20 protein-coding genes are annotated in these 24,012 nt (G+C 56.3%); 1 reads left to right on the forward strand and 19 read right to left on the reverse strand.

Going from position 1 to position 24,012, the window contains the following annotated elements; all coding sequences use genetic code 11:
- Positions 1 to 49 precede the first annotated feature (49 nt).
- The 8 genes from KW841_RS03645 to cysD form a co-directional block, all read right to left on the reverse strand.
- Positions 50 to 1,429 (reverse strand): FAD/NAD(P)-binding protein, encoded by a 1,380-nt coding sequence (locus KW841_RS03645; protein WP_218473609.1) that lies wholly within the window; start codon positions 1,427 to 1,429, stop codon positions 50 to 52.
- A gap of 69 nt (positions 1,430 to 1,498) precedes the next feature.
- The gene (locus KW841_RS03650; RefSeq protein WP_218473611.1) at positions 1,499 to 1,963 is read right to left on the reverse strand and encodes a nuclear transport factor 2 family protein; all 465 of its coding nucleotides are present in this window, start codon (positions 1,961 to 1,963) and stop codon (positions 1,499 to 1,501) included.
- Positions 1,960 to 2,442 (reverse strand): nuclear transport factor 2 family protein, encoded by a 483-nt coding sequence (locus KW841_RS03655; protein ID WP_218473614.1) that lies wholly within the window; start codon positions 2,440 to 2,442, stop codon positions 1,960 to 1,962. The genes KW841_RS03650 and KW841_RS03655 overlap by 4 nt, the downstream gene beginning before the upstream one ends.
- Before the next feature lie 29 nt (positions 2,443 to 2,471).
- Positions 2,472 to 4,622 (reverse strand): FAD-dependent oxidoreductase, encoded by a 2,151-nt coding sequence (locus tag KW841_RS03660; RefSeq protein ID WP_218473617.1) that lies wholly within the window; start codon positions 4,620 to 4,622, stop codon positions 2,472 to 2,474.
- Between the two features lie 43 nt (positions 4,623 to 4,665).
- Positions 4,666 to 5,421 (reverse strand): SDR family NAD(P)-dependent oxidoreductase, encoded by a 756-nt coding sequence (locus KW841_RS03665; RefSeq protein WP_218473619.1) that lies wholly within the window; start codon positions 5,419 to 5,421, stop codon positions 4,666 to 4,668.
- A 67-nt stretch (positions 5,422 to 5,488) separates the two neighbouring features.
- Positions 5,489 to 6,220, reverse strand: coding sequence for an SDR family NAD(P)-dependent oxidoreductase (locus KW841_RS03670; protein WP_218473621.1), 732 nt, complete (start codon positions 6,218 to 6,220; stop codon positions 5,489 to 5,491).
- 79 nt (positions 6,221 to 6,299) lie between these two features.
- On the reverse strand, positions 6,300 to 8,204 hold the full coding sequence (cysN, locus tag KW841_RS03675; protein WP_218473623.1) for a sulfate adenylyltransferase subunit CysN: 1,905 nt from the start codon (positions 8,202 to 8,204) through the stop codon (positions 6,300 to 6,302).
- Positions 8,204 to 9,163 (reverse strand): sulfate adenylyltransferase subunit CysD, encoded by a 960-nt coding sequence (gene cysD / locus KW841_RS03680; RefSeq protein ID WP_218473626.1) that lies wholly within the window; start codon positions 9,161 to 9,163, stop codon positions 8,204 to 8,206. Before cysD ends, cysN begins: the two co-directional genes overlap by 1 nt.
- Positions 9,164 to 9,466: 303 nt before the next feature.
- Between cysD and KW841_RS03685 the strand changes: the two genes are divergently transcribed.
- Positions 9,467 to 10,345 (forward strand): VOC family protein, encoded by an 879-nt coding sequence (locus tag KW841_RS03685; protein WP_218473629.1) that lies wholly within the window; start codon positions 9,467 to 9,469, stop codon positions 10,343 to 10,345.
- Position 10,346: 1 nt separating this feature from the next.
- Here the strand turns inward: KW841_RS03685 and KW841_RS03690 are convergent, their stop codons facing one another.
- The 11 genes from KW841_RS03690 to KW841_RS03740 all read right to left on the reverse strand — a co-directional run bounded on the left by KW841_RS03690 (position 10,347) and on the right by KW841_RS03740 (position 23,983).
- Positions 10,347 to 11,576: an MFS transporter gene (locus KW841_RS03690; RefSeq protein WP_218473632.1), complete on the reverse strand. Its 1,230-nt coding sequence runs from the start codon at positions 11,574 to 11,576 to the stop codon at positions 10,347 to 10,349.
- On the reverse strand, positions 11,573 to 11,977 hold the full coding sequence (locus tag KW841_RS03695; RefSeq protein ID WP_218473635.1) for a nuclear transport factor 2 family protein: 405 nt from the start codon (positions 11,975 to 11,977) through the stop codon (positions 11,573 to 11,575). Before KW841_RS03695 ends, KW841_RS03690 begins: the two co-directional genes overlap by 4 nt.
- A gap of 28 nt (positions 11,978 to 12,005) precedes the next feature.
- Positions 12,006 to 12,773: an SDR family NAD(P)-dependent oxidoreductase gene (locus tag KW841_RS03700; RefSeq protein WP_218473637.1), complete on the reverse strand. Its 768-nt coding sequence runs from the start codon at positions 12,771 to 12,773 to the stop codon at positions 12,006 to 12,008.
- Positions 12,774 to 12,850: 77 nt separating this feature from the next.
- Complete coding sequence (locus KW841_RS03705; protein WP_218473639.1) at positions 12,851 to 14,248, reverse strand: DUF1329 domain-containing protein; 1,398 nt, start codon at positions 14,246 to 14,248, stop codon at positions 12,851 to 12,853.
- Between the two features lie 24 nt (positions 14,249 to 14,272).
- The gene (locus KW841_RS03710) at positions 14,273 to 15,820 is read right to left on the reverse strand and encodes a DUF1302 domain-containing protein (protein ID WP_218473641.1); all 1,548 of its coding nucleotides are present in this window, start codon (positions 15,818 to 15,820) and stop codon (positions 14,273 to 14,275) included.
- 290 nt (positions 15,821 to 16,110) lie between these two features.
- Entirely contained in the window at positions 16,111 to 17,265 is a 1,155-nt protein-coding gene (locus KW841_RS03715) for an LLM class flavin-dependent oxidoreductase (protein WP_218473642.1), read from the reverse strand.
- 240 nt (positions 17,266 to 17,505) lie between these two features.
- Positions 17,506 to 18,942 (reverse strand): NAD(P)(+) transhydrogenase (Re/Si-specific) subunit beta, encoded by a 1,437-nt coding sequence (locus tag KW841_RS03720; RefSeq protein ID WP_218473644.1) that lies wholly within the window; start codon positions 18,940 to 18,942, stop codon positions 17,506 to 17,508.
- Complete coding sequence (locus tag KW841_RS03725) at positions 18,939 to 19,292, reverse strand: NAD(P) transhydrogenase subunit alpha (protein WP_218473646.1); 354 nt, start codon at positions 19,290 to 19,292, stop codon at positions 18,939 to 18,941. Before KW841_RS03725 ends, KW841_RS03720 begins: the two co-directional genes overlap by 4 nt.
- 15 nt (positions 19,293 to 19,307) lie before the next feature.
- Complete coding sequence (locus KW841_RS03730) at positions 19,308 to 20,429, reverse strand: Re/Si-specific NAD(P)(+) transhydrogenase subunit alpha (RefSeq protein WP_218473648.1); 1,122 nt, start codon at positions 20,427 to 20,429, stop codon at positions 19,308 to 19,310.
- Positions 20,430 to 20,517: 88 nt separating this feature from the next.
- A complete protein-coding gene (locus KW841_RS03735) occupies positions 20,518 to 22,854 on the reverse strand; it encodes an RND family transporter (protein ID WP_218474544.1) in 2,337 nt (778 codons plus the stop codon).
- 58 nt (positions 22,855 to 22,912) lie between these two features.
- A complete protein-coding gene (locus KW841_RS03740; RefSeq protein WP_218473651.1) occupies positions 22,913 to 23,983 on the reverse strand; it encodes a YCF48-related protein in 1,071 nt (356 codons plus the stop codon).
- Positions 23,984 to 24,012 lie beyond the last annotated feature (29 nt).

Genomic DNA, 24,012 nt, shown 5'->3' on the forward strand with positions numbered 1-24,012 from the left:
GTACCGATGGCTTAGCGCATCACCGTGCGAGACCTCACCCCGCAAGGTACTACTGCGCTGCGCCAGCAATCAATTTTCGAGCCAATTGCCAAGCATGTTGGCGTAGCTCAGGAACCGCCGTCGCCTCCCAATAGTCGGCCTTGAGCATCGGGCCTACATAGCTCAACCATGGAAGTGATCTACCCTCTCGATCTTTCACCGCAAGGCTTGTATCAACACGCAAACCCATTCCATCCGGATCGATACTGATCAGGCCATCTGCTTGCAATTGTTTGATCAATCGGTCATCGACACGTCGCAGGTCTGAGTTGGGCCCAGTGCAATTAATCAGTTGGGCCACATTGATATATGTGAGCTGATGACTCCCGCGCAGCTGAATACCTATACGTAACCCATGCTCACAGGATTCAAGCGTTTTGATGCGTCCCGCCATAGGCTTGAGCCGACCATCAGCCACCGCCGATTGAAATGCTTGAAAAGCACTCGGAGCCACCCGATGACGATGGATGTCCCAATACGCCTGGGCATGACGCAGAAATCGTCTGCGCTCAGTTGCCGCAAGACGCTGCCACAGCGTTGCGGTATGAGGGCGCAACATTACAAACACATCCCGCCAATTGACCCCATCCCCCTCCCCCAAACGAACCTGGCGCCGAATCTCTTGCATGTAGCAACGCACCGTCGCGGGTCCTTCCAGCATTCTCTGGACCAGCTCATCACACACTTGAGTATTCACCGGGCCCGCACGATGCGGCAGCGGTAACAGCCCTCGGCGTGACAACAAATAAATGGGTGCGTGAGGCGTTTGACGCTCAAGACTCAGCGCAACATCCATTGCGGTCAGACCGCTACCCAATAAGAGCACAGGTTGATTAACAAAGTTTGATACCAGCCCCTCGGCTGCCCACGGATCGCGTTGATAACGACCAGAGTCCAGATCCGTATCAATTCCTTTGGGGTCAAGTGGCGCAAAGTGCCCGAATGCCAGTACCACATGCGCGGCTTCGATCAACCGGCCATCGGACAACTCGACCTGAGCACCCTGTTGGCGTGGTCGTAACGCCAAGGCTTCTCCTGCCAGACAGGTCAATGTACTTCCCGAGCGACATTGCCCCCGGGCGCTGTTCAGAAGCGCAGCCAGATAATCGCCGTAACACTTGCGCGAGACGAAATCCGCAGCGCCGATCGAGGCATCACATTTCTGGCAGTAGCGCAGAAAATCTTGCGGATCATCGGCCAGCGCACTCATGTTGCCTGCAGGAACATTTAACCAATGATGCGGGCTATTGGTTCCATAGGCGATGCCCCTGGCCATGCCTACAGAGCGGTTGACCATCACGATACGCAGGCCGATTGGACTTTGTCGCAGAAGCTGCACCGCCGTGGCCGTACCACTGAAACCCGCGCCGATGATAACGATAGTCTGCATGGGAGGGCTCCACAGTTGTGACCGGACATAAATGTTCAAACTATCCAGGGCAGCTGACCCAAGTCGAACTCAGCGCTCCTGAGATTCTACGAACAGTCGACTGATACGGCATGAATGGAGCTGCCAGCGCCCGGCGACACGTCGATATTCGTCGTGGTAGTGGCCATAACCCTGCAGGAATCTCAGCGGCGAGTCCGACTCTTCAGACCAGTGCAAAACATCTTCCATCGCCCAGATACCAACCGCCGAGTCCTGACTGATCATCTCGATCTCAGGCATATGCCCATGGTGCATTGTGGTCACTCCGGCCAATGCCTCACGCAAATAGGCGATGATATTCGCTCGGCCCTCGCACAAGGCCTTGGGGTCATGCTGGAGCCCGCTCGCATCGCGCATGTCAAAGCGTGCGTCTTGCGTAAACAAATCAGCGAGTGCCAACCAATCCTGGCTATCAACACACCGGAAATAACTGGCTTTCAGGCGCTTGATCAGCTCAATAGACAGCAGTTGGTCCAGGGTATCCGCCACGTTCATTGCGGCTCACCCATGTCCGGATCTGCCGAAACAGGCTTGGTGAAATCGTCGAGCAAGGCCTCCTTGATGACCAGCGGGTTTACGTACTCGCGCCAGTACACGATCTTGTCGTCAACAAACCGGAAAATACTCAGATAGGTGTTCGAATAAGGTTTGTTGGTGGGATGGTAAAAAGTGTGGGAGCTGTATTCGGCGATCAGCGTATTGGGATCGAGCAAATCATGTATCGATTCGATCTCATACGCATAAGGATCAAAAGGCGCCGTGCCCCGCTCGATCAGTGTACGTAATGCGCGATTACCAACCAGGCTCGAGGGCATGTTCGGCACAGGACGATAAGGCCATTCCTGAACCATATCCGACGCAAGGCAAGCCTCGAACTCGTCAAATTCCTTTCGTCCAAGATGACCCAGCATGCGTACGAACAACGCTTTATTTTTATCGCGAACGGCTTGATCGCTTGAAGGCGAGATGTTCATCGTTCAACTCCCAAACATTGGCAAAAATCTCAGAGCGCGCGGCCAACGGCGTTGCCCGTCCGGATCGCACCCTCGATATAACCCAGCTCCTGAGCATCACCGATGCAGTGCACGTGAGCACACTCGGCTTCAAGGCTCCTGGACAGCTTTTCTCCGCTCGGTTTGGCTCCCAGCGCCATGATGACGGTATCGGCCTTACGCGATTGCACCTGTCCGGTGGCCGTGCGGTAAACCACCCGATCAGTTTTGATCTCAAGCAGATCACTGGAAGACAGAAGCGTTACTTTCAGCTTGCGAAGGGTGTCCATCAGGCGCCAGCGGCGAACCATCATCAGCTCTTTACCGAAGCTGACGCCTGGCTCGATGACAGTAACCTTGCGTCCACGCTCGGCGAGGAACTCGGCCAGTTCGACACCCACCAACCCGCCGCCGTAAATCACCACATGTTTGCCAAGCGGTAGCCAGTACTCGCTCATATGGCTGATGGTTGCCGCGTTAGTGAGAAAGCCCAGAGTCCTGCCGGTAGTGATCAGCAAGCGAACATAGGCTGGCAGCTTGCGGGCGAGTTCAGGACCGTACTGGCCAGTCACCATGGAGCGCATTTCATCGCCGCTGAATACGTGGGGCAACTTGGATCCGGGTAAATCGATCAAGCTGCGCGTGGCGCCTGTCGCGACCACCACAGCATCCGGTTGCATCTGCCTGACCAACTCAGGGGTGACGGTGCAGTTCAAATGCACCGACACTTTGAGTTCGATCATCTGCCGGGCAAGGTACTCAATGAGTTTGCCGTTTTCCGGATATACAATGGACGAGAAAAACACCGTTCCGCCAAGACGTTTGGATGCCTCATACAACTGTACCTCGTGACCACGCAAGGCCGCGACTCGCGCCACTTCCATACCGGCCGGCCCACCACCAACCACTAGTATTCGCTTGCGCGGGCCCTCGATGGGCATGATGGGCGCTGTATTTTCATAGCCCGTCTGCGCATTGACCGCACAGCGCACGTTGCTACCCAGAAATATCTGGCTGATGCAGGTGTAGCAATAGATGCACGGACGAACCAATTCCGGACGATTGATTGCGAGTTTGTTCGGTAACTCAGGGTCGGCCAGGAGCTTGCGCGCCATGGTGATAAAGTCCAACTTGCCTTCACCGATCAACCGATCACCGACTTCCGGCTCAATGCGCCCTGGGCAAATCACTGGAATGTTGACCGCGGACTTGATCGCCTCGGCATTTTTTACGAAGTAGCCTGGAAAATGAGTGGCATGGCCTTCTGTGAAACTGATGCCCTTACTTTTATCTGCGTTCGCCGTCACATGGATCGCATCGGCGCCAGCCTGCTCGCCAAGTCGGGCCACTGCTACTGCATCTTCCAGGGTGATACCGTCATCCATCAGGAACTCTTGAGAATCGAGACGGAACCACACCGGGTACTCTGCGCCCACGATACTCTTGATCCGCTTGATGACCTCGATCAACAGCCGTGCGCGATTTTCCAATGAGCCGCCCCAGCGGTCATCGCGCTTGTTACTCGAAGGAGATAAAAAACCGGACAGCAAGTAGCCATGTCCTGCGTGGATCTCAACACCGTCCATACCAGCAGCCTTGGCTCGACGCGCGGCTTGGGCGAAACAGTCGATTACCCATTCCAGATCTTCTTCAGTGGCCACCTGATGACTGATCACCACACCGGGTTTGAAAAAGGCTTCGAACATCTCCTTGTTTTCTTCCGGGGTCAGATCGACGGGCCAGTCAAACGCCTTATCTGTCGGTATCGATGGCACCAGCAACGGCAACCCGCGCAATGGCTCATTCACCGCAATGGCTCCGGCATGTTGCAACTGCATGGCTATCTTTCCGCCGTGAGCATGCACCGCGTCGGCCACAGCCTTAAGCCCTGGAATGAAATGGTCCTCAGAAATCGCCACCTGCATCTGATTACCTGAGCCACGCGGCCACGCCACGCCTGTGGACCCCATGATGACCATTGCTGCGCCGCCTTTGGCACGCGCTTCGTAATAACGCACGATGCGCTCGCCACAGAAGCCTTCAGGCTCTGCCAGGTTCGACCCCATCGGCGACATGATGATCCGATTGCGCAGGGCCATGGATCCGATCGACCCTGGGGACATGAGATGGCTAAAGCCACTGGACATACTGATGGACTCCATTTTTTTTTATCTTTCTGATCGGCTATCGCGGATGAATGCCCATTCAGGACATGGTCTGCCCGCCATCGATGGAGAAGTCGATGCCGGTGACATAGCGCGCTTCATCAGAGGCCAGGTAAGCGACAGCGGCAGCGATTTCCTCGGGCTCGGCAATGGCTGACAGTGGATACAGCTTGGCCATCAAATTCTGATCGATATCTTTCGGGAACTGGATGGTGGCATGGATGTTGGTGTTCACCCCGCCCGGACAAATCGCATTTGCCCGCACACCATCAGCGGCAAACTCGACAGCGATACTTGTGGTCAACGCAACCACCGCAGCCTTGGAAGCACAATAGGCCGCCAGATAAGCCTGGCCTTGTTTAGCCGAGGCTGAAGCCATATTGACGATATTGCCTTTACTGGCAATCAGGGCCGGAATCGCCGCTTGGGAAATAGCAAACACGCTGTCCAGGTTAATAGTCAGCATCCTCCGCCATTGGGTGTCGGTCATCTGCGTGAAGTGCCAACCACCGGCAATGCCTGCGATGTTGCACAGCACATCGAGGCGGTCGAAATGTGCCACCGCCAGTGCAACCATTTCCCGGCAGCTTTGCATGTCAGTGGCGTCAAAGGTAAAACAGGCGACCTCGGTTCCATGAGCTTCTCGCACCTGTGCGGCGACAGACTCAAGCCCCGCTGCGTTGATGTCTGCCAGCAGCAGTTTTGCGCCTTCTTGTGCCAGGCGGATTGCGCTGGCACGACCAATACCGGAGGCTGCACCGGTCACAAGCGCTACTTTCCCGTTGAAACGTTGCATGTCTTGCTCCTCATTTTATTGTTATGGCCAGCTTGCAGCTCTGTGTCCCTGACGCGTCCGGGTTGGATCAATCGATTACCGAATAACCACCGTCGACCACCAAGGTATGACCGGTGATGTAACTGGCCGAAGGTGAACAGAGAAACATGATCGGCTCGGCCATCTCCTGCGGCGTAGCCCAGCGTCCCAAGGGAGTTTTGTCACTGACCACCTTGGCCCAGTAAGGATTGTCCGCGTAGGTCGCTGTCATGCTGGTCGGCACTGAGCCTGCAGCAATCGCGTTGACCCGGATATTTTCCTTCGCCCAGGCCACTGCAAGGGTTTTCGTCAGTTGCACGACCCCGGCCTTGGCGGCGCCATAGCCTGGCAGGTGCGGACTGCCAAAATAGGACATCATCGAGGCGATATTGATGATGCTGGCTCCCCCTGCAAGCAGGCTTTTGGTCAGCGTGTGACGCAACGCGGCGCTCAACTCGTAGACTGCATTCAGATTGACTTGAACGGCCTGGGCAAAATCAGCGTCGGGCATGATATGCCCTGCGTTATTGATCAAGATGTCAACAGACTTGACCGAACCTGCAAAGTCCGCAATTGAGCCTTTGTCATCCAGCTGCAGGCAGTGGTAATCAAGACCACTCAGATCCACGTCCGGATACTCACTAAGCGCCGCACGTTGTCCGGTAATAGTCACCCTTGCACCGGCAGCCAGAAACGACCTGGCGGTTGCCAGACCGATGCCGCTGGTACCGCCGGTGACGATGACATTCAACTGGCTAAAGTCGAAGACGATTCCGCTCATCCACAATTCTCCATCTGCGTGATCGACACTGCCCAGATAGGTCCGAAGACTTTTCCAGGCAGTTTCAGGCTCGACGCACTCAGGTCAGGATGCCCATGGTGCGTAGGTGTTCGACAATACGCTCCGCCGCATCTTCGGGCGATAGCGAGGTGGTGTCGATACGCAACTCAGGATTCTCTGGCGCTTCATACGGCGAGTCGATACCCGTGAAGTTTTTCAGATCGCCACGCCGTGCTTTTTTGTACAAACCTTTCGGATCACGCTCTTCGGCCACTCCCAACGGCGTGTCGACGAACACTTCGCAGAACTCGCCCTCCTGCATCAGGCTGCGGGCCATATCACGTTCGGTACGGAACGGTGAGATGAACGAAACCAGGGTGATCAAACCGGCATCAAGCATCAGCTTCGACACTTCGGCGACTCGACGGATGTTCTCCACTCGATCCGCTTCGGTGAAACCAAGATCTTTGTTCAAACCGTGACGCACGTTGTCGCCGTCCAGCAGATACGTGTGGCGACCCAATGCATGCAGTCGTTTTTCCACGAAGTTGGCGATGGTCGACTTGCCGGCACCGGACAAACCGGTAAACCAGACTACCGCGGGACGCTGCCCTTTAAGTTTCGCATGCGCGGCTTTGTTGACCTCGATGGCCTGCCAGTGAATATTCTGCGAACGGCGCAAGGCGAAGTGCAACATCCCCGCAGCGACCGTAGTGTTGCTGGCCCGATCGATGATGATGAAACTGCCCATGTCACGGTTTTCGGTGTAGGGGTCAAACGCCACGGCCTGATCCAAGCTGAGATTGCACACACCGATTTCGTTGAGCTCCAGGGTCTTGGCCGCCAAGTGTTCAAGGGTGTTTACATTGACCTTGTACTTGGGCGCGGCAATGGTCATGGTCACGGTCTTGGCGCCGATTTTCATCAGGTACTGACGCCCAGGCACCAATGCCTCATCACTCATCCAGACCAGATTGGCTTCAAACTGATCCGCCACCGATGCCGGTGCATCGACCGTAACGATGGCATCGCCACGGCTAATATCGACTTCATCCGCCAAGGTCAAGGTGATCGACTGTCCCGCCACAGCAATCGGTAGGTCACCGGTGTAAGTGACGATACGTTTGACCGTACTCTCACGCCCGGATGGCAGGACACGCACCCGGTCGCCCGGTTTGATCGCACCGCCGAGGATACGCCCCGAAAAACCACGGAAATCCAGGTTCGGACGGTTGACCCATTGCACAGGCATACGGAAAGGACCACGAATCAACAGATCATTGTCGATTTCGACGGTTTCCAGGTACTCCATCAGTGTCGGGCCGTCGTACCAAGGCGTATTAGGGCTCTTGTCGATGATGTTGTCACCTTTGAGTGCCGACATCGGAATGGCCTGGAACTGTTCGATACCAATCTGCTGCGCGAATGTGCGGTACTCAGCGACGATCTCGTCGTATCGTGCTTTTGAATAATCGACCATATCGAGTTTATTGATTGCCAGCACCACATGCCGGATACCGATCAGCGAAACCAGATAGCTATGGCGACGGCTCTGAGTCAGCACACCACGGCGGGCGTCGATCAGGATGACCGCCACATCGGCGGTCGAAGCACCGGTCACCATGTTACGGGTGTATTGCTCGTGACCCGGGGTATCGGCGACGATGAATTTGCGGCGGTCGGTGGAGAAAAACCGGTAAGCCACATCGATGGTGATGCCCTGCTCGCGCTCGGCGGCCAAGCCATCGACCAACAATGCGAAGTCCAGATCACCCCCTTGGGTACCGACTTTCTTGGAATCAGCTTCCAGTGCAGAAAGTTGGTCTTCAAAGAGCATCTTCGATTCATAAAGCAAGCGTCCGATCAGGGTACTTTTACCGTCATCGACACTGCCGCAGGTAATGAAACGCAGCAAACTCTTGTGCTGGTGGGCGTGCAGATACTGTTCGATATCCTCGCCAATCAAATCGGAAACGTGTGCCATTAGAAGTACCCCTCTTGTTTTTTCTTCTCCATCGAGCCGCTTGAGTCATGGTCGATCATGCGACCCTGGCGCTCGGAGGTTTTAGCCAGGAGCATTTCCTGAATAATTTCCGGCAACGTCGAAGCAGTACTCTCGACAGCGCCGGTCAGGGGGTAGCAACCCAAGGTGCGGAAGCGCACACTTTTCATCATCGGCGTTTCGCCTGGAAGCAACGGCATGCGCTCGTCATCGACCATGATCAGCGTACCGTCGCGCTCGACAACAGGACGCTCTTTGGCGAAGTACAGCGGTACCAGCTCGATGTTTTCCAGATAGATGTATTGCCAGATATCCAGTTCGGTCCAGTTCGACAGAGGGAATACCCGAATGCTCTCGCCCTTGTTTTTGCGAGAGTTGTACAACCGCCAAAGCTCTGGTCGCTGCATTTTCGGATCCCAGCGATGCTGGGCCGAGCGGAACGAGAAGATGCGTTCCTTGGCGCGTGATTTCTCTTCGTCGCGGCGTGCGCCACCGAACGCCGCATCAAAGCCGTACTTGTCCAGCGCCTGCTTGAGACCTTGGGTTTTCCAGATGTCGGTGTGCAGCGAAGAGCCGTGATCAAAAGGATTGATGTTCTTCTCCACCCCTTCCGGATTGATATGCACCAACAGATCCATGCCCAGCCTTTGCGCGGTCTTGTCGCGGAACTCGATCATCTCGCGGAACTTCCACGTGGTGTCCACGTGAAGGAACTGGAACGGCGGCTTGGATGGATAAAACGCCTTCATTGCCAAATGCAGCATCACTGAACTGTCTTTGCCGATGGAGTACATCATCACCGGGTTTTCACTGTCCGATACCGCTTCGCGCATGATATCGATGCTTTCGGCTTCGAGACGCTGCAAGTGAGTCAGTGTTGCGCTTGGGAGCACACGCGCTTGCGAATGCTCGGCCAATGGTTCTCTATTTTCGACGTTCATGCCCGAGCTCTCTCCTGGCTGATTTCTACTCACACCAATCCCCGTAACGACCGCTTGAGCGGCTCGTCGGCGACAGGCCTTTGAATTGAAATTACGGCAATGGAGCGCGTCATCCATCGTCCGTCCGGACTACTTTTGAGCGAGATTGCATCGGGTAGGCAGCGATAGGTTGAACGTTGTTTTGTTAGTCCAAGCGGACGATGGCCGACAAATAAAAAAGGAGGATCTTCGACGCGCGCGGGAAGCGGATATGTCAACCGGCAAGGTACTCATCCACAGCACTGATCAATGAAGAGAGAAGCGATGAATATTCAGTTCAAGGCCAGAGGCTTGTGCGTCCATGACCTCAATCGATCAGTGCGTTTCTATGAAGACGCCTTGGGTTTTACGCCGCAACGCTCACCGCACACGCTGGACCTGGCCTGCCTTCCAGGAAGCGGCGAACTCCACAATGCGCGGGGCCGTCTTCAAAGCGTCCGCAACGCTCAAGGTGTCGATTTGACCCTGCTTGAACTCGCGAACCCACAATCCTCGGGCTCACTGGAACGACGCCCTAACAATCAATACGGCCTGACGCACCTGGCATTCTGGGTGGCCGATATTTCGCGCAGTGCTGAACGGATTGATGCAGCGGGAGGCAAGATCTACCCGCACACCCGTGCGTTTTTTTCCGAGGCGCAGGTCACCATGATGTATGCCACCGACCCGAATGGGATACGTATCGAACTCATGCATCGCCCGGAAGAAAATGACCGCTTCTCGCATTCAGGGATGTGTACTTCAGCAATTGAGTCTGCCGAGGACTTCTATTCGCAACTCAACTTTGCCAAAGCCGAACGTTTCGATTTGCAAAGCGAGTGGCTGGACACCATCAATGAACTGGACGACGTCCGGCTCAGTGCGCAGATGGTCCGAAACGCCCAAGGCGACACACTCGAACTGCTCAAAATTGATCATCCACTCTGTGTCGGTGCACTGACTCGGGCACCATTGAACAGTTACGGTTTTAACTTTCTGATGTTGTCTGCCACCGACCTTGCCACAGCTGCCGAGGCTATCGAGGCAAGAGGCGGTATCGTCCACTTTCGCGCACAGGACCAACGCGGTCTATGCGGCTTGTCCTGTAGTGACCCGAACGGCGTCCGCCTGGAAATACTCAGGCGTCAGCCGTACTCATCGTGATTCAGCCTGACGAAGACGGCAGCTCGGCAGCAGCCGTCGATGACTGATCAGGCCGTTCACGCCGCAACAGAATGAGCAACGCAACAATCGTCAGCAGTATGCCAATCCCCAACACCGCCGTATGACGCCCAAACAATGCGGCTAAAGGCGCCATGAGCAGTGGATTGAGAAAGCTGCCAAAGAACAGAGCGCTGTACATGACGCCAACGGCTCGTCCACGCTGGCTTTCGCTGGCCCGGTCCAGCACCAGATTGACAAGATGCGGAGTCAGAATCCCGGCTCCCAGGCCCGTCAGCGCACACCCTAGACCGGCTACCCATGCACCACTGGACAAGCCCAACACCACATGCCCGATCGAAAGCGCAATAAGCCCGAGAAAAAACACGCGACGACTGCCCAACCGGCTCCGCAGAGATCCGTACACAGTGGCTCCCAGCGTGTTGGCAAGCGCTGACATTGCAAGTACCAGTGCGAGGATCGTTGGCTTGGACACTCCACTGTCCGCCAGCAGAAACGAGGTTTGCGTACTGCTGGTAAATACGGCAGCGAACAATGGGATGAAGCCCAGATACAGTGGGATCAGACTGCGGATCGAGCCCTTTTCTCTCACCTTATAGTCCACGGCGACAGGGGCTGGACCGCGCTTGGGGATCGCCAGCACGGACAACACCAGCAGCGGCACACCGAGCAAGTAGAAGCTAAAGGGCAGTCTCCAGCCAGCCAATTGGCCTAGGTATCCGGCCAATAGCATCGACAACAAGCCCATCAGCGCGCCGCACGCCGACTGATAGCCCACGATTCGATTCCGAGCCTGGGCATCGAAGCTTTCGCCAATCAATACCAGCGTGGACGTACCCAATCCCGCCGCCGCCATCCCCAGAAAAAAGCGAGTTAGCAATAAACTCCAGGCGCTGTCAATATACAGACCTGCCGACCCGGTAAGCGCATAGATTCCGGCACAGGCAATCAGTAAAAATCTCGCCCCCAGCCGGTCGACCAACCAGCCGGTCAGCGGGCCGCCAACCATCAAACCGATGCTCGGAACCATCATCACCAGCTGCGCCATCAATGCCGCCTGCCCAGGATCTCCACCCAGATAGTCAGCCAGCTCCGGCAGTACCGGACTAACGGCGGTGTACAACAATGCCATTGCCGGTGAACTGGCCAGCAATACGGGCATCGCCCAACGCAGATGCCCGGCAGGATGCGATTGGATCGTGGCGCTGCTCATTTCAGAGCCCCTCCCGTGCGCACGTTGGCTTGACTCCAGATCGCAACCAACGAGCCAAACCGTCCTAGCTCATCGAAACGAGCGATGTCCAGCGTATCGACCTCAAAGGGTGGATCGACACGATCACAGATCGCCGTAAAGGCACAGGCGGCGTGCTCGTTGTGAATGCGAACTTGTCCTTCAGGCTCGAAGCGGATGCGCCCTCCGACACCACTGAAGCTGCGTTGAAAAAAATCGCGGATCGCAGCATGTCCACGATATTCGGTTCCTATTGGATCCTCTAATAACGCCTCTGGAGCAAACAATGAAACGACACCCTCAACGTCTCCTTCACTCAGGCAAAAAGCATAACGCTCGAACATCTGACGAATATGCTCGACACTTGGAATAACCTTGGCCATGACTGGCTCCTAAGAATCGTTGGATGATCTATCCCACCACCGAATATCCGCCATCGACCGGCAGCGTTTGCCCTGTGATGAATGCGGCAGCGGAGCTGGTCAGAAAAAGAACGGCACCGGCGATGTCCCCCGGCTGGGCGACTCGCTTGAGCGGCGTACGCTGCATGACCGGCTCAAGCGCTTGATCATTGGCGATGTGTTTTGCCGTCATGCGGGTCTCGGTCAGGCCCGCCGCTACTGCATTGACCCGGATCCCCTGCCCGGCCCAGGCGATGGCCAGTGTTTTGCTCAGCTGCACCAGCCCTGCCTTGGCCGCGCCATAACCAGGGACGACAGGATTGCCAAAGAACGATGTCATAGAGGCAATGCTGATCACGCTCGCGCCTCCCGGGAACGAACTCACTGTCAGCTTCGGCTGCACAGCCAGGGCCATGCGATAGAAGCTCGACAGATTGATCTGCAAGGCACGCTCGAAAGTATCGGGTTCGAACTCATTGCCACCATCACCGGACAGGGCCACCCCAGCGCAATGCACCAAGATGTCGAGTTGCGGCAAGGCACACGCGACGTGTTCTATTTGATCGTTATCAAGCACATTGAGTGGCAGATAGCGGTAGCCGCTCAGATCCTGTGGATAGTCGGCCGCTGCCGTACGCGTTCCGGTCACATACACCTGCGCGCCTGCGCTGTGGTAAGCCGCAGCGATCACGGCACCGATACCACTGGTGCCACCTGTTACCAATACATGTCGACCACGATAATCGAAGTTCAAATCCGGCCAGTCGATACGATTCATCACTGATGACGCTCCCATGATGCAAATGCCCCGGACTGGCCGGGGCATTCTCTGGTTAACTGTTCGGCAAACGGTCGTTAACGACCGGCGCGAGCAGCCGCCTCAGGCGTGAACATGGCTGGAGTCATCCCCCCCTCGTTGAGTTTTGGCGCACCACGGCCCATGGTCATGCGGTCGACCAGGTAAGCACCGGAGATCAGGTCATGATGCCCCACCACGCCGTAGTAGTAGCCCTGGATCTCATAGGCGTATAGCCAGTTGGTCAGCACCGTACGCCAGAGTTGACCACGGCTGTCATACTCGTCCGCCGTCACCCCCGCCCAAGTGTCCTCATCAACGTAAATCACACGCTTGGCATACTGATGCCGAAAGCCGGGTTTGAGATTGCCTTCGAGTACCCAGACACGATGCTTCTCAAAGCGCATTTTGTCGGTGTTGATATGACCTTTATTCTTGAGCAACTCATCCGTGGTCACGTCGCTTTGGTGGACACGATAACTGTTCCAGGGAATGTAGATTTCACGCTTGCCCGCGATTTTCCAGTCATACCGCTCTGGCGAACCGTTGAACAAGTGATCGTCGTCCACCGTGCGGAAACCACCCGGCCCTTGGGGCATATCAAAACCGAAAGAAGGTAACTGGCGCACACGGCGGGTGCCAGGGTTGTATTGATAAGCATCCCGAGGGCGCTTGGCGTAGTTGAAGTAGTCGCCCGCCACCAACACCGAGCCTTTATCGCGCTGCGGAAGAATGGTTTTGACGAAGCACCAGGAGTTCACGCCTCCGTAAGGTTGTTCATTAGAATCAGTACTCCTTCGCACGGTCGGCTCGCCTCGTGGGGACAGACAGCGCATGTCCACCTCACCCCATGCGGTGTTACCGTCCGGATAAACCACGGCTTGCTGCTGGACCGAGGACTCGGTCCAGGGTTGCAAAGAGGTGTTGTTGAAGTTCCAGAACAGTTCCAGCCCGGTCTTTGGAATCGGGAACGGAGGTGCTCCAGTGGTTGCGACGAACCCCTCGCCGTTGTCGACCATTTCTGCTTGCGTCGCGTTCTTTTCGGCTGTCGCGCACACCCAGTCCGGATAACGGAAATCACGATGACTGGCGTAGACCGGGATCTTGAAGGTATCCGGGTATTTTTTCAGCAGCGCTTGCTGGCCAGCAGTCAGGTTGTCCGCATACTGCGCCATATTCTGTGCAGTAATGGTGAACTGGGGTTTTTCATCTGCATACGGATCAGGCCAGTAGTGGCCCGTCCCGGGGAACTTGAGTTGAGGTGGAACACCCAGCCACTTACCGGAAAACGCTGGAATCGATCCGTCGGCATTGCCTTTTTTCTCGGCCCCGACACACGTCAGGTCACCCTTCAACTTGGCGGCTTCATCAGCGGACACTTTCGCCCAGGCCGGTTGCGCCAACGCAAAACTCAAACCAACAGCGACCACTGCAGTACGAAGAACATTAATCGTCATCGTAAATCTCCTGTTCTTGTCTTGTTACAGGTCGTATTTGATGTTGAAGGAGACAAAGTCTCTATCGGCCAGAGGACGTTCCACCGGGTCTGGCGAACCGAGGAAGGCGTTGTACGTCAGCCCGACTTCCAGGTTACTCAGGTATTTGAATTTGGCGCCGATGCTGGCGCGCGAATCACCATCGCCGCCGAACCCGAAGGTCCCCACTGAAGACTGATTGAACTGTCGGCCATAGCTGACCGGAACCGACATGTCCCAACCACTGAAGACGTCGGGATAAGTCATGGTCGCCGTCATTTGGCCCATCTGGGCGTTACGATCTCCCGCCAGTTTGCCTTGGTCTATGTCATTGACGTGCAAGGCGCCGACTTCAGCCACCAGCGTGGTTTGCGGGGCAAGCCAACTCGCGCCCCAGGTCCTGATGGTCGAGATCTGCGCTTGGCTGGCAGAACCACGAGAGACGCCAACAGTGGTGCTGGCGAGCGGCAAGCCATCCTTGTAACTGACCTCGCCCGACACCTGCCAATCACCAATACGGGTGGAGACACTGGCCCCTGTCAGATCAATGTCTTCAAAGTATTTGACGGTGTAAGTACCTGCAGTCGGGTTAATCAGAACACTCGGCAGTCGGTCGTGGTAACGCAGCCGATAAACGCCCACTTGGGTGTTCGGTGTCAGCATATAACGCACACCAAGGCCCCACTGCCCGCTGTCACGCGCATCTTCGTCGCTGGTCCGCGCGAGCTTGCCCACGCTGGCCAGATCACCCTCAGAGAAACGGATATATCGTGCACCAGCACCCACCACATCGGTGGTGGAGAAGTAATCACCCACTGGCGACAGTTCGTACGGGTGACTCTTGAACTGGTAATAGCTTAGCAACGTCCAGTCATTGAAGGAAAAGCTCCCGGCGATCTGACTTTCCGGTAGCAGTATTTCCTTGACTTCGGTTCCTGGCACGTTGGCTTTGGTCGCATCCACCGGCCCCTGCACTGCAGAAATCCCGGAGATGAACAGACTCTCACCCCACGCTACCACCTGATTACCGACTCGCAGATCGTAGAAGCTACTATCTCCTACAGCGCCCCCTGTATAGGCATAAGCATCAAGGAGGCGACTACGCGATCCGCTGCGATCCTCGGCCTGGGAGGAAAAGTGGTCAACCGGACCAAACTTGTTGATCGTGTCCGGCGAGTTGTTGTCGTTCGAGGTGTTGTAAGCAAAATCGTAAAAGGTCGAGCCACGCAGCATTACGCCAGTGCCATCCTTGGAAATATTCATTTCACCGATGGCACTGATGCGATTGTTGACAATGCTCCCTCGCTTGAAATTGCGATCACCGTCATCGCCGTTGATGTTGTTATTGATCAGGTCATTCGATTGTTTTTCAGCACGGACATTCAAGCCATAATTGACGGTCGTGAGGTAATCGACATTGATGCCGTCACCAAATTGGAAGTTCCCCGCATGCGCTGAGGACACTCCCATTGCGACAAAGGCGCACGTCACCATATTCAGCTTTAAAAGCAGCCGTGGACTGCCAGCGTTCGCCTTGCAATTTCGAGCGTTCATTTCAGTTTCGCCTCCGGGACAGTATTGAATTTATTGTTCGCCCTGGAACGCTTGCCAGCCATTTCACTACTGCCGGCAAAGCCCCTGTGAGTGATGCGTCTCGACCTGTATTCAGGACGGTGAGCGCTTCCTTATCAGCAGGTGCCGTTACTATTGCTTTGCAGAATCCCCCTCACATCCTTCATTTGGACGAGGCCGGAAAATACCTCAAATTTATCCGCACGCCTCTCGAACACACTACCCCGCAAAGCGACGCTGCTCCTGTCGGAGCAACGCCCACACGCCCTCGATCAGGCCTCTACAGCGGCCTCCCGGCCTTTGACCAGTGCATCGCGAAAATAAGGGATGACATGCTCGCCGATATTACGAATGGTCTCCAGTTGAGCCTCCTGCGGGATAGTCCCCATCTGGCAAATGAACAGAATTTCATCCGCGCCGGCATCCACAAGCCGCTGAACGTAACCGATACAGTCGGCAACTGTGCCATAGGCATGATTGGGGTTGAGCAACTCAAGGGACGGATCACTGAAGTCCACTGATACTTTTTCGGATCCCCACGAAGTATTGAGTACAGCTTGCCCGCTACCCGTGGTGGTTACATCCTCATCCCACTTCGATGGATCAGGCTTCTCCCCTCCCGTGTACCAGTGAGCCAAAGACTCGAGGAAGTAGCGCTGCCCACGTATCCCGATCTTGCGGGCTGCCTGTCCGTCCTGCATGACGATAGCCGGGCAAAGGGCCGCCAAATGCTCGGTCGGGCGGAAGCCCACCTGATCTTCAGCTTTGCGATTGGCAAATGCCTCTCGGTAAGTTGCATTCTTTTTCGCGACCTCATCAGGACCACCAAACCCAAGGACTAGAGCGCCAAGACCACGCCCCCCCGCGGTCGCCAGACTGGTCGCATTGGTACAGGCCATATACATCGGAGGATGCGGGTATTGGTAAGGCTTTGGATGGATAGGGCGACGTGGAATCTTGACGAATTCGCCGTCATGTTCGATCTCATCCTGAACAAACATTTTCGGGATCAAGTACATCATTTCGTCGATTTGCGGCTGCAGCTTGGCCAGGTCGTAACCAAAGGTGCCCGCCTCTTGCTGCGTTCCACCTTTACCCATACCGAAATGCACTCGCCCTTTGGATAACAGGTCGAGCGTAGAGATTCGTTCAGCGATTTTTACTGGGTGGTTCATCGCCGGAGGCAAGCACACCACGCCGTGACCAATACCAATGCGTTCAGTCTTGCCAGCGAGAAATGCCAACAACGTTTCAGGTGCGCTCGAATGCGAGTAGTTGCTCAGGGCAGTGTGTTCTACCGCCCATACCACATCGAAACCGAGCTTATCCGCCAGTACGACTTGCTCAACGGTATCGTCGAATACCTTACGGTCACCTTCGCGTGAAGAGTCTGTGGTTTGTGCTTCATAAATTAACGAAAACTTCATGGTTTTCTCCTTATCGCTGGGCTCTACCTGTAGCGTCGCAACCGCTTTGTGTGGTCGTCGCTCAGAAGTTGCACTAAGTATGGATAGAGTTAAATCTTTCGCGCATCGTCTGACTGGAGTAGTCAACTTGGGCGATTTGATGTTTAGGGATTAATAGCGAACAGCGGGTCATTTTTTGCCAAGCGGTAGCTCGCCCGACCGGCATTGCGCCAGCGGGCGGCAGAGGTACTGGTGGAGGCTTTACTCGACGGCTTTGACCATGTCTTCGATGACTTTCTTGGCGTCACCGAAGACCATCATGGTTTTGTCGAGGTAGAACAATTCGTTATCCAGACCGGCATAGCCGCTGGCCATCGAGCGCTTGTTGACGATGATGGTCTTGGCTTTGAACGCTTCGAGAATCGGCATGCCGGCAATTGGCGATTTCGGATCGTTCTTCGCCGCCGGGTTGACTACGTCGTTGGCGCCCAACACCAGCACCACGTCGGCCTGGCCAAACTCGGAGTTGATGTCTTCCATCTCGAACACCTGGTCGTAAGGTACTTCGGCCTCGGCCAGCAATACGTTCATGTGGCCGGGCATCCGACCGGCGACCGGGTGGATCGCGTACTTCACGGTCACGCCGCGGTGGGTCAGCTTCTCGGTCAGCTCTTTGAGCGCGTGCTGCGCCCGCGCTACCGCCAGGCCGTAGCCCGGAACGATGATCACGGTGTCGGCGTTGGTCAGCAGGAAGGTCGCGTCATCAGCGGAGCCGGATTTCACCGGACGGGCTTCTTTCGAACCAGTAGGGCCAGCCGCATCCGCGGTGTTGCCGAAACCGCCGAGCAGTACGTTGAAGAACGAACGGTTCATCGCCTTGCACATGATGTACGAGAGGATCGCACCGCTTGAGCCCACCAGGGAGCCGGCAATGATCAGCATCGAGTTGTTCAGCGAGAAGCCAATCCCTGCCGCCGCCCAACCGGAGTAGCTGTTGAGCATCGACACCACCACCGGCATGTCGGCGCCGCCGATCGGGATAATGATCAGCACGCCCAGCACGAAGGCCAGGGCCAGCATCAGCGCAAAAGCGCTGAGGTTGCCGGTGAACATGAAGGTGATGCCGAGTGCCAGCGTCGCCAAACCCAGCAGCAGGTTGAGCTTGTGCTGGCCAGTGAACTGTACCGGAGCGCCTTGGAACAGACGGAACTTGTACTTGCCCGACAGCTTGCCGAAGGCAATCACCGAACCGGAGAAGGTGATTGCACCGATGGCCGCGCCGAGGAACAGCTCCAGGCGGTTACCGGCAGGAATGGAATCACCCAGTTGCTTGACGATGCCCAGCGATTGCGGCTCGACCACCGCCGCGATGGCAATAAACACCGCGGCCATACCGATCATGCTGTGCATGAAAGCGACCAGTTCCGGCATTTTGGTCATTTCAACGCGCTTGGCCATGATTGAACCGGCCGTGCCGCCGATCAGCAGGCCGACGATGACGTAGACGATCCCGTCATGGGCCAGCTCGGAACCCAGCTTGTAGATCAGGCCGACCGTGGTGAGGATCGCCAACGCCATACCGAGCATGCCGTACAGGTTGCCACGACGCGACGTGGTGGGATGCGACAAGCCCTTGAGCGCCTGGATGAAGCAGACCGACGCGAACAAATACAGGGAGGTAACCAGGTTCATGCTCATGCGTTTTGCACCTCTACCTTACCTGTTGCTGACTTTACTGCAGTAGCTTTTGCCGGCGCGGCTTTTTTCTTGAACATTTCCAGCATCCGCCGGGTGACCAGGAAGCCACCAAATACGTTCACCGCCGCCAGAGCCACCGCCAGGGTGCCCATGGTCTTGCCCAGTGGCGTCACGGTCAGCGCCGCCGCCAGCATGGCGCCGACGATGACAATCGCCGAGATGGCGTTGGTCACGGCCATCAGCGGCGTGTGCAGTGCAGGGGTCACGTTCCAGACCACGTGGTAGCCGACATAAATCGCCAGCACGAAGATGATCAGGTTGTAGATACCGGGGGAGATAAGCTCTTCCATCGTCTGAGTCCTTGCTTAGGCGTTTTTGCGGATGACTTGGCCGTCGCGGCACATCAGGCACGCGGCGACGATGTCGTCTTCGAGGTTGATCTCAAACTGGCCTTCCTTGTTAAAGACCAGCTTCAGGAAGTCCAGCAGGTTGCGGGCGTACAGTGCCGAAGCGTCTGCCGCGACCACGCCGGCCAGGTTAGTCGGACCGCAAATGGTCACGCCATTCTCGATGACCACCTGATCGGCGACGGTCAGCGGGCAGTTACCGCCCTGAGCCGCGGCGAGGTCGATGACCACGGATCCTGGCTTCATCTGCGCCACGGTTTCGGCGCTCAATAACGTCGGCGCCTTGCGGCCTGGGATCAGCGCGGTGGTGATGACAATGTCAGCCTGTTTGGCGCGTTCGTGTACGGCCGCGGCCTGGCGCTGCATCCAGCTGGCCGGCATTGGGCGGGCGTAACCGCCGACCCCGACGGCGCACTCACGCTCTTCATCGGTCTCGTAAGGCACGTCGACGAACTTGGCGCCGAGGGATTCGATCTGCTCTTTCACCGCAGGACGCACGTCAGAGGCTTCGATCACCGCACCCAGGCGTTTCGCCGTGGCGATGGCCTGCAACCCCGCTACGCCAGCGCCGAGAATCAGCACACGCGCCGCTTTCACGGTGCCCGCCGCGGTCATCAGCATCGGCATGAAGCGTGGATAGTAGTGCGCGGCCAGCAGCACGGCTTTATAGCCGGCGATGTTGGCTTGCGAGGACAGCACGTCCAGGCTCTGGGCGCGGGAGGTGCGTGGTGCAGCCTCCAGTGCGAAAGCGGTAATGCCGCACTCAGCCAGCTTGGCAATGGTTTCATTGCTAAACGGGTTGAGCATACCCACCACAACGGTGCCGCTTTTAATCAGCGTCAGCTCGCTGTCGCTGGGGGCGACCACCTTGAGAATCAGTTCGGCACCAAACGCATCGTTGGCGCTGCCAATGGTTGCGCCAGCCGCTTCATAGGCACTGTCAATAACGCTGGCGTGAATGCCGGCGCCGCTTTGCACAGTGACCTTATGACCCTGGCCGACCAGCTTCTTGATGGTTTCCGGGGTTGCAGCAACCCGTGTTTCACCGGTGAGTGTCTCCCTCGGTATTGCGATATGCATAACGTCCTCGACTGAATGTTAAATAGAGGGCACAAAGGCGCATCGACAACAAAGTTGTCGATGCGATGTACAACCAAAAAGTGTTGTTTTACTTGACGGAAACCGGAGCGTTGAATTTGGTTTCAGCCTTGGCTCCGACGTTTAGCCAACTGGCAAATGCCGGCAGCAAGAGCACCGCGCCGAACATGTTCACCAGGAACATGAAGGCCAGCAAAATACCCATGTCGGCCTGAAACTTCAGCGCGGAGAATGCCCAGGTGCCGACACCGACCGACATAGTCACGGCAGTGAACACCGCAGCCGTCCCCCGCTGACGCATTGCTTCGTAAAAGGCAGAGCGCAAGTCATCCCCTTCGTCGAGATGATGCTTGATGCATTCATAGAGATAGATCCCGTAATCCACCCCTACGCCGACACCCAACGCGATGACCGGCAGCGTCGCGACTTTCAGGCCGATCCCCAACTGCGCCATCAGCGCATTGCACAGGATCGAGACAATCGCCAACGGCATGATGATGCACAGCACCGCCTTCCAGGAGCGGAAGGTCAATAGACAAAGGAGTGTAATCGCACCGAAGATTGAGGCCAGCATGGTCACTTCCGCTTGCTCGACCGCTTCGTTGGTGGCGGCCATTACGCCAGCGTTGCCACCCGCCAGACGGAACGACTGATCGACCCGAAACTCAACCCCCTCAGTCGGCTGCTCAGCAATGTAGCGTTTGATTTCCCTGGTCAAGTGATCAAGCGTCACACCCTGGTGATCTTTGGTGTAGATCAATACCTGCATCGCAGTGCAGCTGTCTGTATTCAAGCCCAGGTCAGGGTTATAGGCTGCAGATCCCTGCTGCAACGCCTGACTGCTACGCGGTAGCGCCGCCCAACGCGGGTTACCTTCGTTGTTGGCAGCAATACCGACCTTGGCCAAGTCCGGCACGCTGACCACCGACTGCACGCCGTAGACGCCGCGTAAGAACATTTCAAAACGATCGACGTTATTCATCACCGAATAATAAAGACAGGCATCCCCCTCGAACCCCTTGGCTTCGACTACCACTGTCAGTACGTCGACACCGATAGCGTAGTGGCTGACTATGGCCTCATTGTCCTGGTTATAACGTGAGTCGGTCCGCAGCTCTGGGGCGCCGCTACCGATATCACCCACCGTGAGGTGGCGCGACTCCAGCGTCCCCACCACCAGCAACGCCAGCCAAACCACGAAAACAATCATGGCCGGCCCAGGCCGCGTCACCGCCGAAAGTTTCCACCAAACAGGATGACGACCGACCGGATCGGTCTTGACGTTCCGGGCAGAACTCTCCAGACGCATTCTGGAAAGCAGTATCGGCAACATCATTTTATTGGTGATGATCATCAATAAAACGCCCAGGCACGCGGTAATGCCCAGCTCACGCACGCTATCGATCTGAATTCGCATGATGACCGCGAAGCCCAGTGCGTTGGTCAGCAGGGCCAACGCCCCGGGAATAAACAGTCGACGGAACGCCGAATGCGCGGCGGACAGTGAGTCAGCACCGCCCAGTACCGACTGCTTCCAGGCATTGGTCATCTGCACCGCATGGGAGACGCCTATGGAGAAAATCAAAAACGGCACCAGAATAGACAGTGGGTCGATGCCATAGCCGAGCAGCGGCAACAAACCCAACAGCCAGATGACGGGCAGCAGCGCTACCGCCAGGGTCAGCAAGGTCAGGCGAAATGATCGGCAATAGAAAAACAGCAAGATTGCAGTGATCGCGAATGCAACTCCAAAAAACGCAATCACCCCAACCAAACCGTTGATAATCTCACCGATCAATACCGGAAAACCGATGATATTGACGTCGAGCTGATCGCTGCTGAATTTGGCTCGAACTTTTTCCAGCGCGGCTGCGACTTTTTCGTAATCGACCTTCTCGCCGGTTTGCGGATTGAGTTCCTGCAGATCGGCGCGAATCAGGGCACCCTTCAGATCTATCTGGACCAGGCGTCCAATGACACCAGAGCGCGCCACGTTGCGCCGTACCACCGCAAGGTCCTCGTCGGTTCCGCCAAAGCGCGACGGAACCACCACATCACCGTAAAAACCCTCTTCTGTCACTTCGATAAAGCGCGTATCAGGGGTAAACAGTGACGAGACCCGTGTGCGGTCCACTCCGGGAATGAAAAACACCTCATCGGTAGCTTCGCGCAAGGCTTGCAGAAATTGCTTGTTGTAGATGTCACCCTCACCTTTCCAGCGAAGATTGACCAAGACCCGATTTGCCCCGGGAAACACCTTCAAATAATCGACGAATGTCTGCATGTAGGGATGTTGCAGCGGGATCATTTTATAGAAACCAGGGTCCAGCTTGATGCGTGTGGCCGTGCCGGCAAACACCAATGTCAGCAGCACGAACAGCACGAACAACCAGCGGCGGTGCGCCATCAATAGATCGGCACAACGATCGACGAAGATGGATTTCTTGTTATTCACGACGCGTTCCTCATTCGACGGCTTTGCGTTGCACAGGCTGTTGTGCCTGCTGCGTGATACCCGCCGGGCCGACAAATATCAGTCTTGCATCAGTAGCCTCACTGACACTCGAGAGACTTTGGCCACCTCCAGCGTGCGTGCGCTTAAATGTCTGGCCGTGATCTTCCGAGACAGTGACCACACCGCCCTCACCCACCAGAACAACGTTGCCTTCCCGAGTCTGAGTTCCACCGTAAAGCGCAGCGGTAGTGCCCGATTCGATTTCCTTCCAAGTCTCACCGAAATCCTGAGTGCGGTAGACCTTGCCACGCATGCCGTACACCAGCCAGGTATCAGGGGAAAGCGCGACCAGACCGAAAAACGAACCTTTGTAGAACTCCGGCAAGCGAGTCCAGGTCGTACCCTGATCAGAAGACCTCGCGACCAATCCACTCTCCCCTACCAGCATCAGATGTGTCTCACCGGCTCCGGACAGCGCATACAAATGTCGGTCACCCAGCGCCGTATCGCGTGGCGCCCAGGATTTACCCTTATCTGTAGAGGTGAGAAAACTGCCAAAACTGCCTATAGCAAATAACGGCCCCTGCGCTTTACCCCAGACATCGAGCAATACTTCTGAGTTTTCACCCGCGAAGTTGGCCTCCTGCCAAGTCTTGCCACCGTCCTCAGTCCGTAAAATCCAGTTGTCGTGACCGACCGCAAAACCGAGTGTCGGGCTCGGGAAGAAAACCCTTGTCAGGGTCGAGCCACGTTGCGGCTCGACTTTAGCGTCCTGCCAGGTCTTGCCTGCATCCACACTGAAGAAAAGATGTCCCAATTCCCCGGCTGCAACAATTTGCGCATCAACCTGCGTGGCACTATTGATCAGCATGCGCTGCGGCTGCACTGAGGTAGCAGGGAAATGCGGGCTGGGCCGAGGCAGAAAGGAAGCAACCGTGCCGATAGCCACCAGCAGCGCCATGGCCAAACCTCCCCAGACCCGATGCCGTCCTGCTTCGGTGGAGCGCAGACCTGACGGCGGCTGCCGATGGGCCGTTCGCGTAGCAGATTCATTGTTGATTATTGTTGACTGCTGATTCATGACTCCTCCTGATTTAGCATGGCCGAGCA

The sequence above is a fragment of the Pseudomonas sp. PDM28 genome, assembly GCF_019219115.1.
GTDB classification, from domain to species: Bacteria; Pseudomonadota; Gammaproteobacteria; order Pseudomonadales; family Pseudomonadaceae; genus Aquipseudomonas; species Aquipseudomonas laurylsulfatiphila.

Excerpts from the sequence above, each read along its gene's own strand:
- KW841_RS03690 (WP_218473632.1), bottom strand. The coding sequence starts at position 11,576 with ATGAGCAGCGCCACGATCCAATCGCATCCTGCCGGGCATCTGCGTTGG.
- KW841_RS03710 (WP_218473641.1), bottom strand. The coding sequence starts at position 15,820 with ATGAACGCTCGAAATTGCAAGGCGAACGCTGGCAGTCCACGGCTGCTT.
- KW841_RS03695 (WP_218473635.1), bottom strand. The coding sequence starts at position 11,977 with ATGGCCAAGGTTATTCCAAGTGTCGAGCATATTCGTCAGATGTTCGAG.
- KW841_RS03720 (WP_218473644.1), bottom strand. The coding sequence starts at position 18,942 with ATGAGCATGAACCTGGTTACCTCCCTGTATTTGTTCGCGTCGGTCTGC.
- KW841_RS03705 (WP_218473639.1), bottom strand. The coding sequence starts at position 14,248 with ATGACGATTAATGTTCTTCGTACTGCAGTGGTCGCTGTTGGTTTGAGT.
- KW841_RS03645 (WP_218473609.1), bottom strand. The coding sequence starts at position 1,429 with ATGCAGACTATCGTTATCATCGGCGCGGGTTTCAGTGGTACGGCCACG.
- KW841_RS03650 (WP_218473611.1), bottom strand. The coding sequence starts at position 1,963 with ATGAACGTGGCGGATACCCTGGACCAACTGCTGTCTATTGAGCTGATC.
- KW841_RS03655 (WP_218473614.1), bottom strand. The coding sequence starts at position 2,442 with ATGAACATCTCGCCTTCAAGCGATCAAGCCGTTCGCGATAAAAATAAA.
- KW841_RS03715 (WP_218473642.1), bottom strand. The coding sequence starts at position 17,265 with ATGAAGTTTTCGTTAATTTATGAAGCACAAACCACAGACTCTTCACGC.
- KW841_RS03670 (WP_218473621.1), bottom strand. The coding sequence starts at position 6,220 with ATGAGCGGAATCGTCTTCGACTTTAGCCAGTTGAATGTCATCGTCACC.
- cysN (WP_218473623.1), bottom strand. The coding sequence starts at position 8,204 with ATGGCACACGTTTCCGATTTGATTGGCGAGGATATCGAACAGTATCTG.
- KW841_RS03685 (WP_218473629.1), top strand. The coding sequence starts at position 9,467 with ATGAATATTCAGTTCAAGGCCAGAGGCTTGTGCGTCCATGACCTCAAT.
- KW841_RS03735 (WP_218474544.1), bottom strand. The coding sequence starts at position 22,854 with ATGGCGCACCGCCGCTGGTTGTTCGTGCTGTTCGTGCTGCTGACATTG.
- KW841_RS03730 (WP_218473648.1), bottom strand. The coding sequence starts at position 20,429 with ATGCATATCGCAATACCGAGGGAGACACTCACCGGTGAAACACGGGTT.
- KW841_RS03725 (WP_218473646.1), bottom strand. The coding sequence starts at position 19,292 with ATGGAAGAGCTTATCTCCCCCGGTATCTACAACCTGATCATCTTCGTG.
- cysD (WP_218473626.1), bottom strand. The coding sequence starts at position 9,163 with ATGAACGTCGAAAATAGAGAACCATTGGCCGAGCATTCGCAAGCGCGT.
- KW841_RS03660 (WP_218473617.1), bottom strand. The coding sequence starts at position 4,622 with ATGGAGTCCATCAGTATGTCCAGTGGCTTTAGCCATCTCATGTCCCCA.
- KW841_RS03700 (WP_218473637.1), bottom strand. The coding sequence starts at position 12,773 with ATGAATCGTATCGACTGGCCGGATTTGAACTTCGATTATCGTGGTCGA.
- KW841_RS03740 (WP_218473651.1), bottom strand. The coding sequence starts at position 23,983 with ATGAATCAGCAGTCAACAATAATCAACAATGAATCTGCTACGCGAACG.
- KW841_RS03665 (WP_218473619.1), bottom strand. The coding sequence starts at position 5,421 with ATGCAACGTTTCAACGGGAAAGTAGCGCTTGTGACCGGTGCAGCCTCC.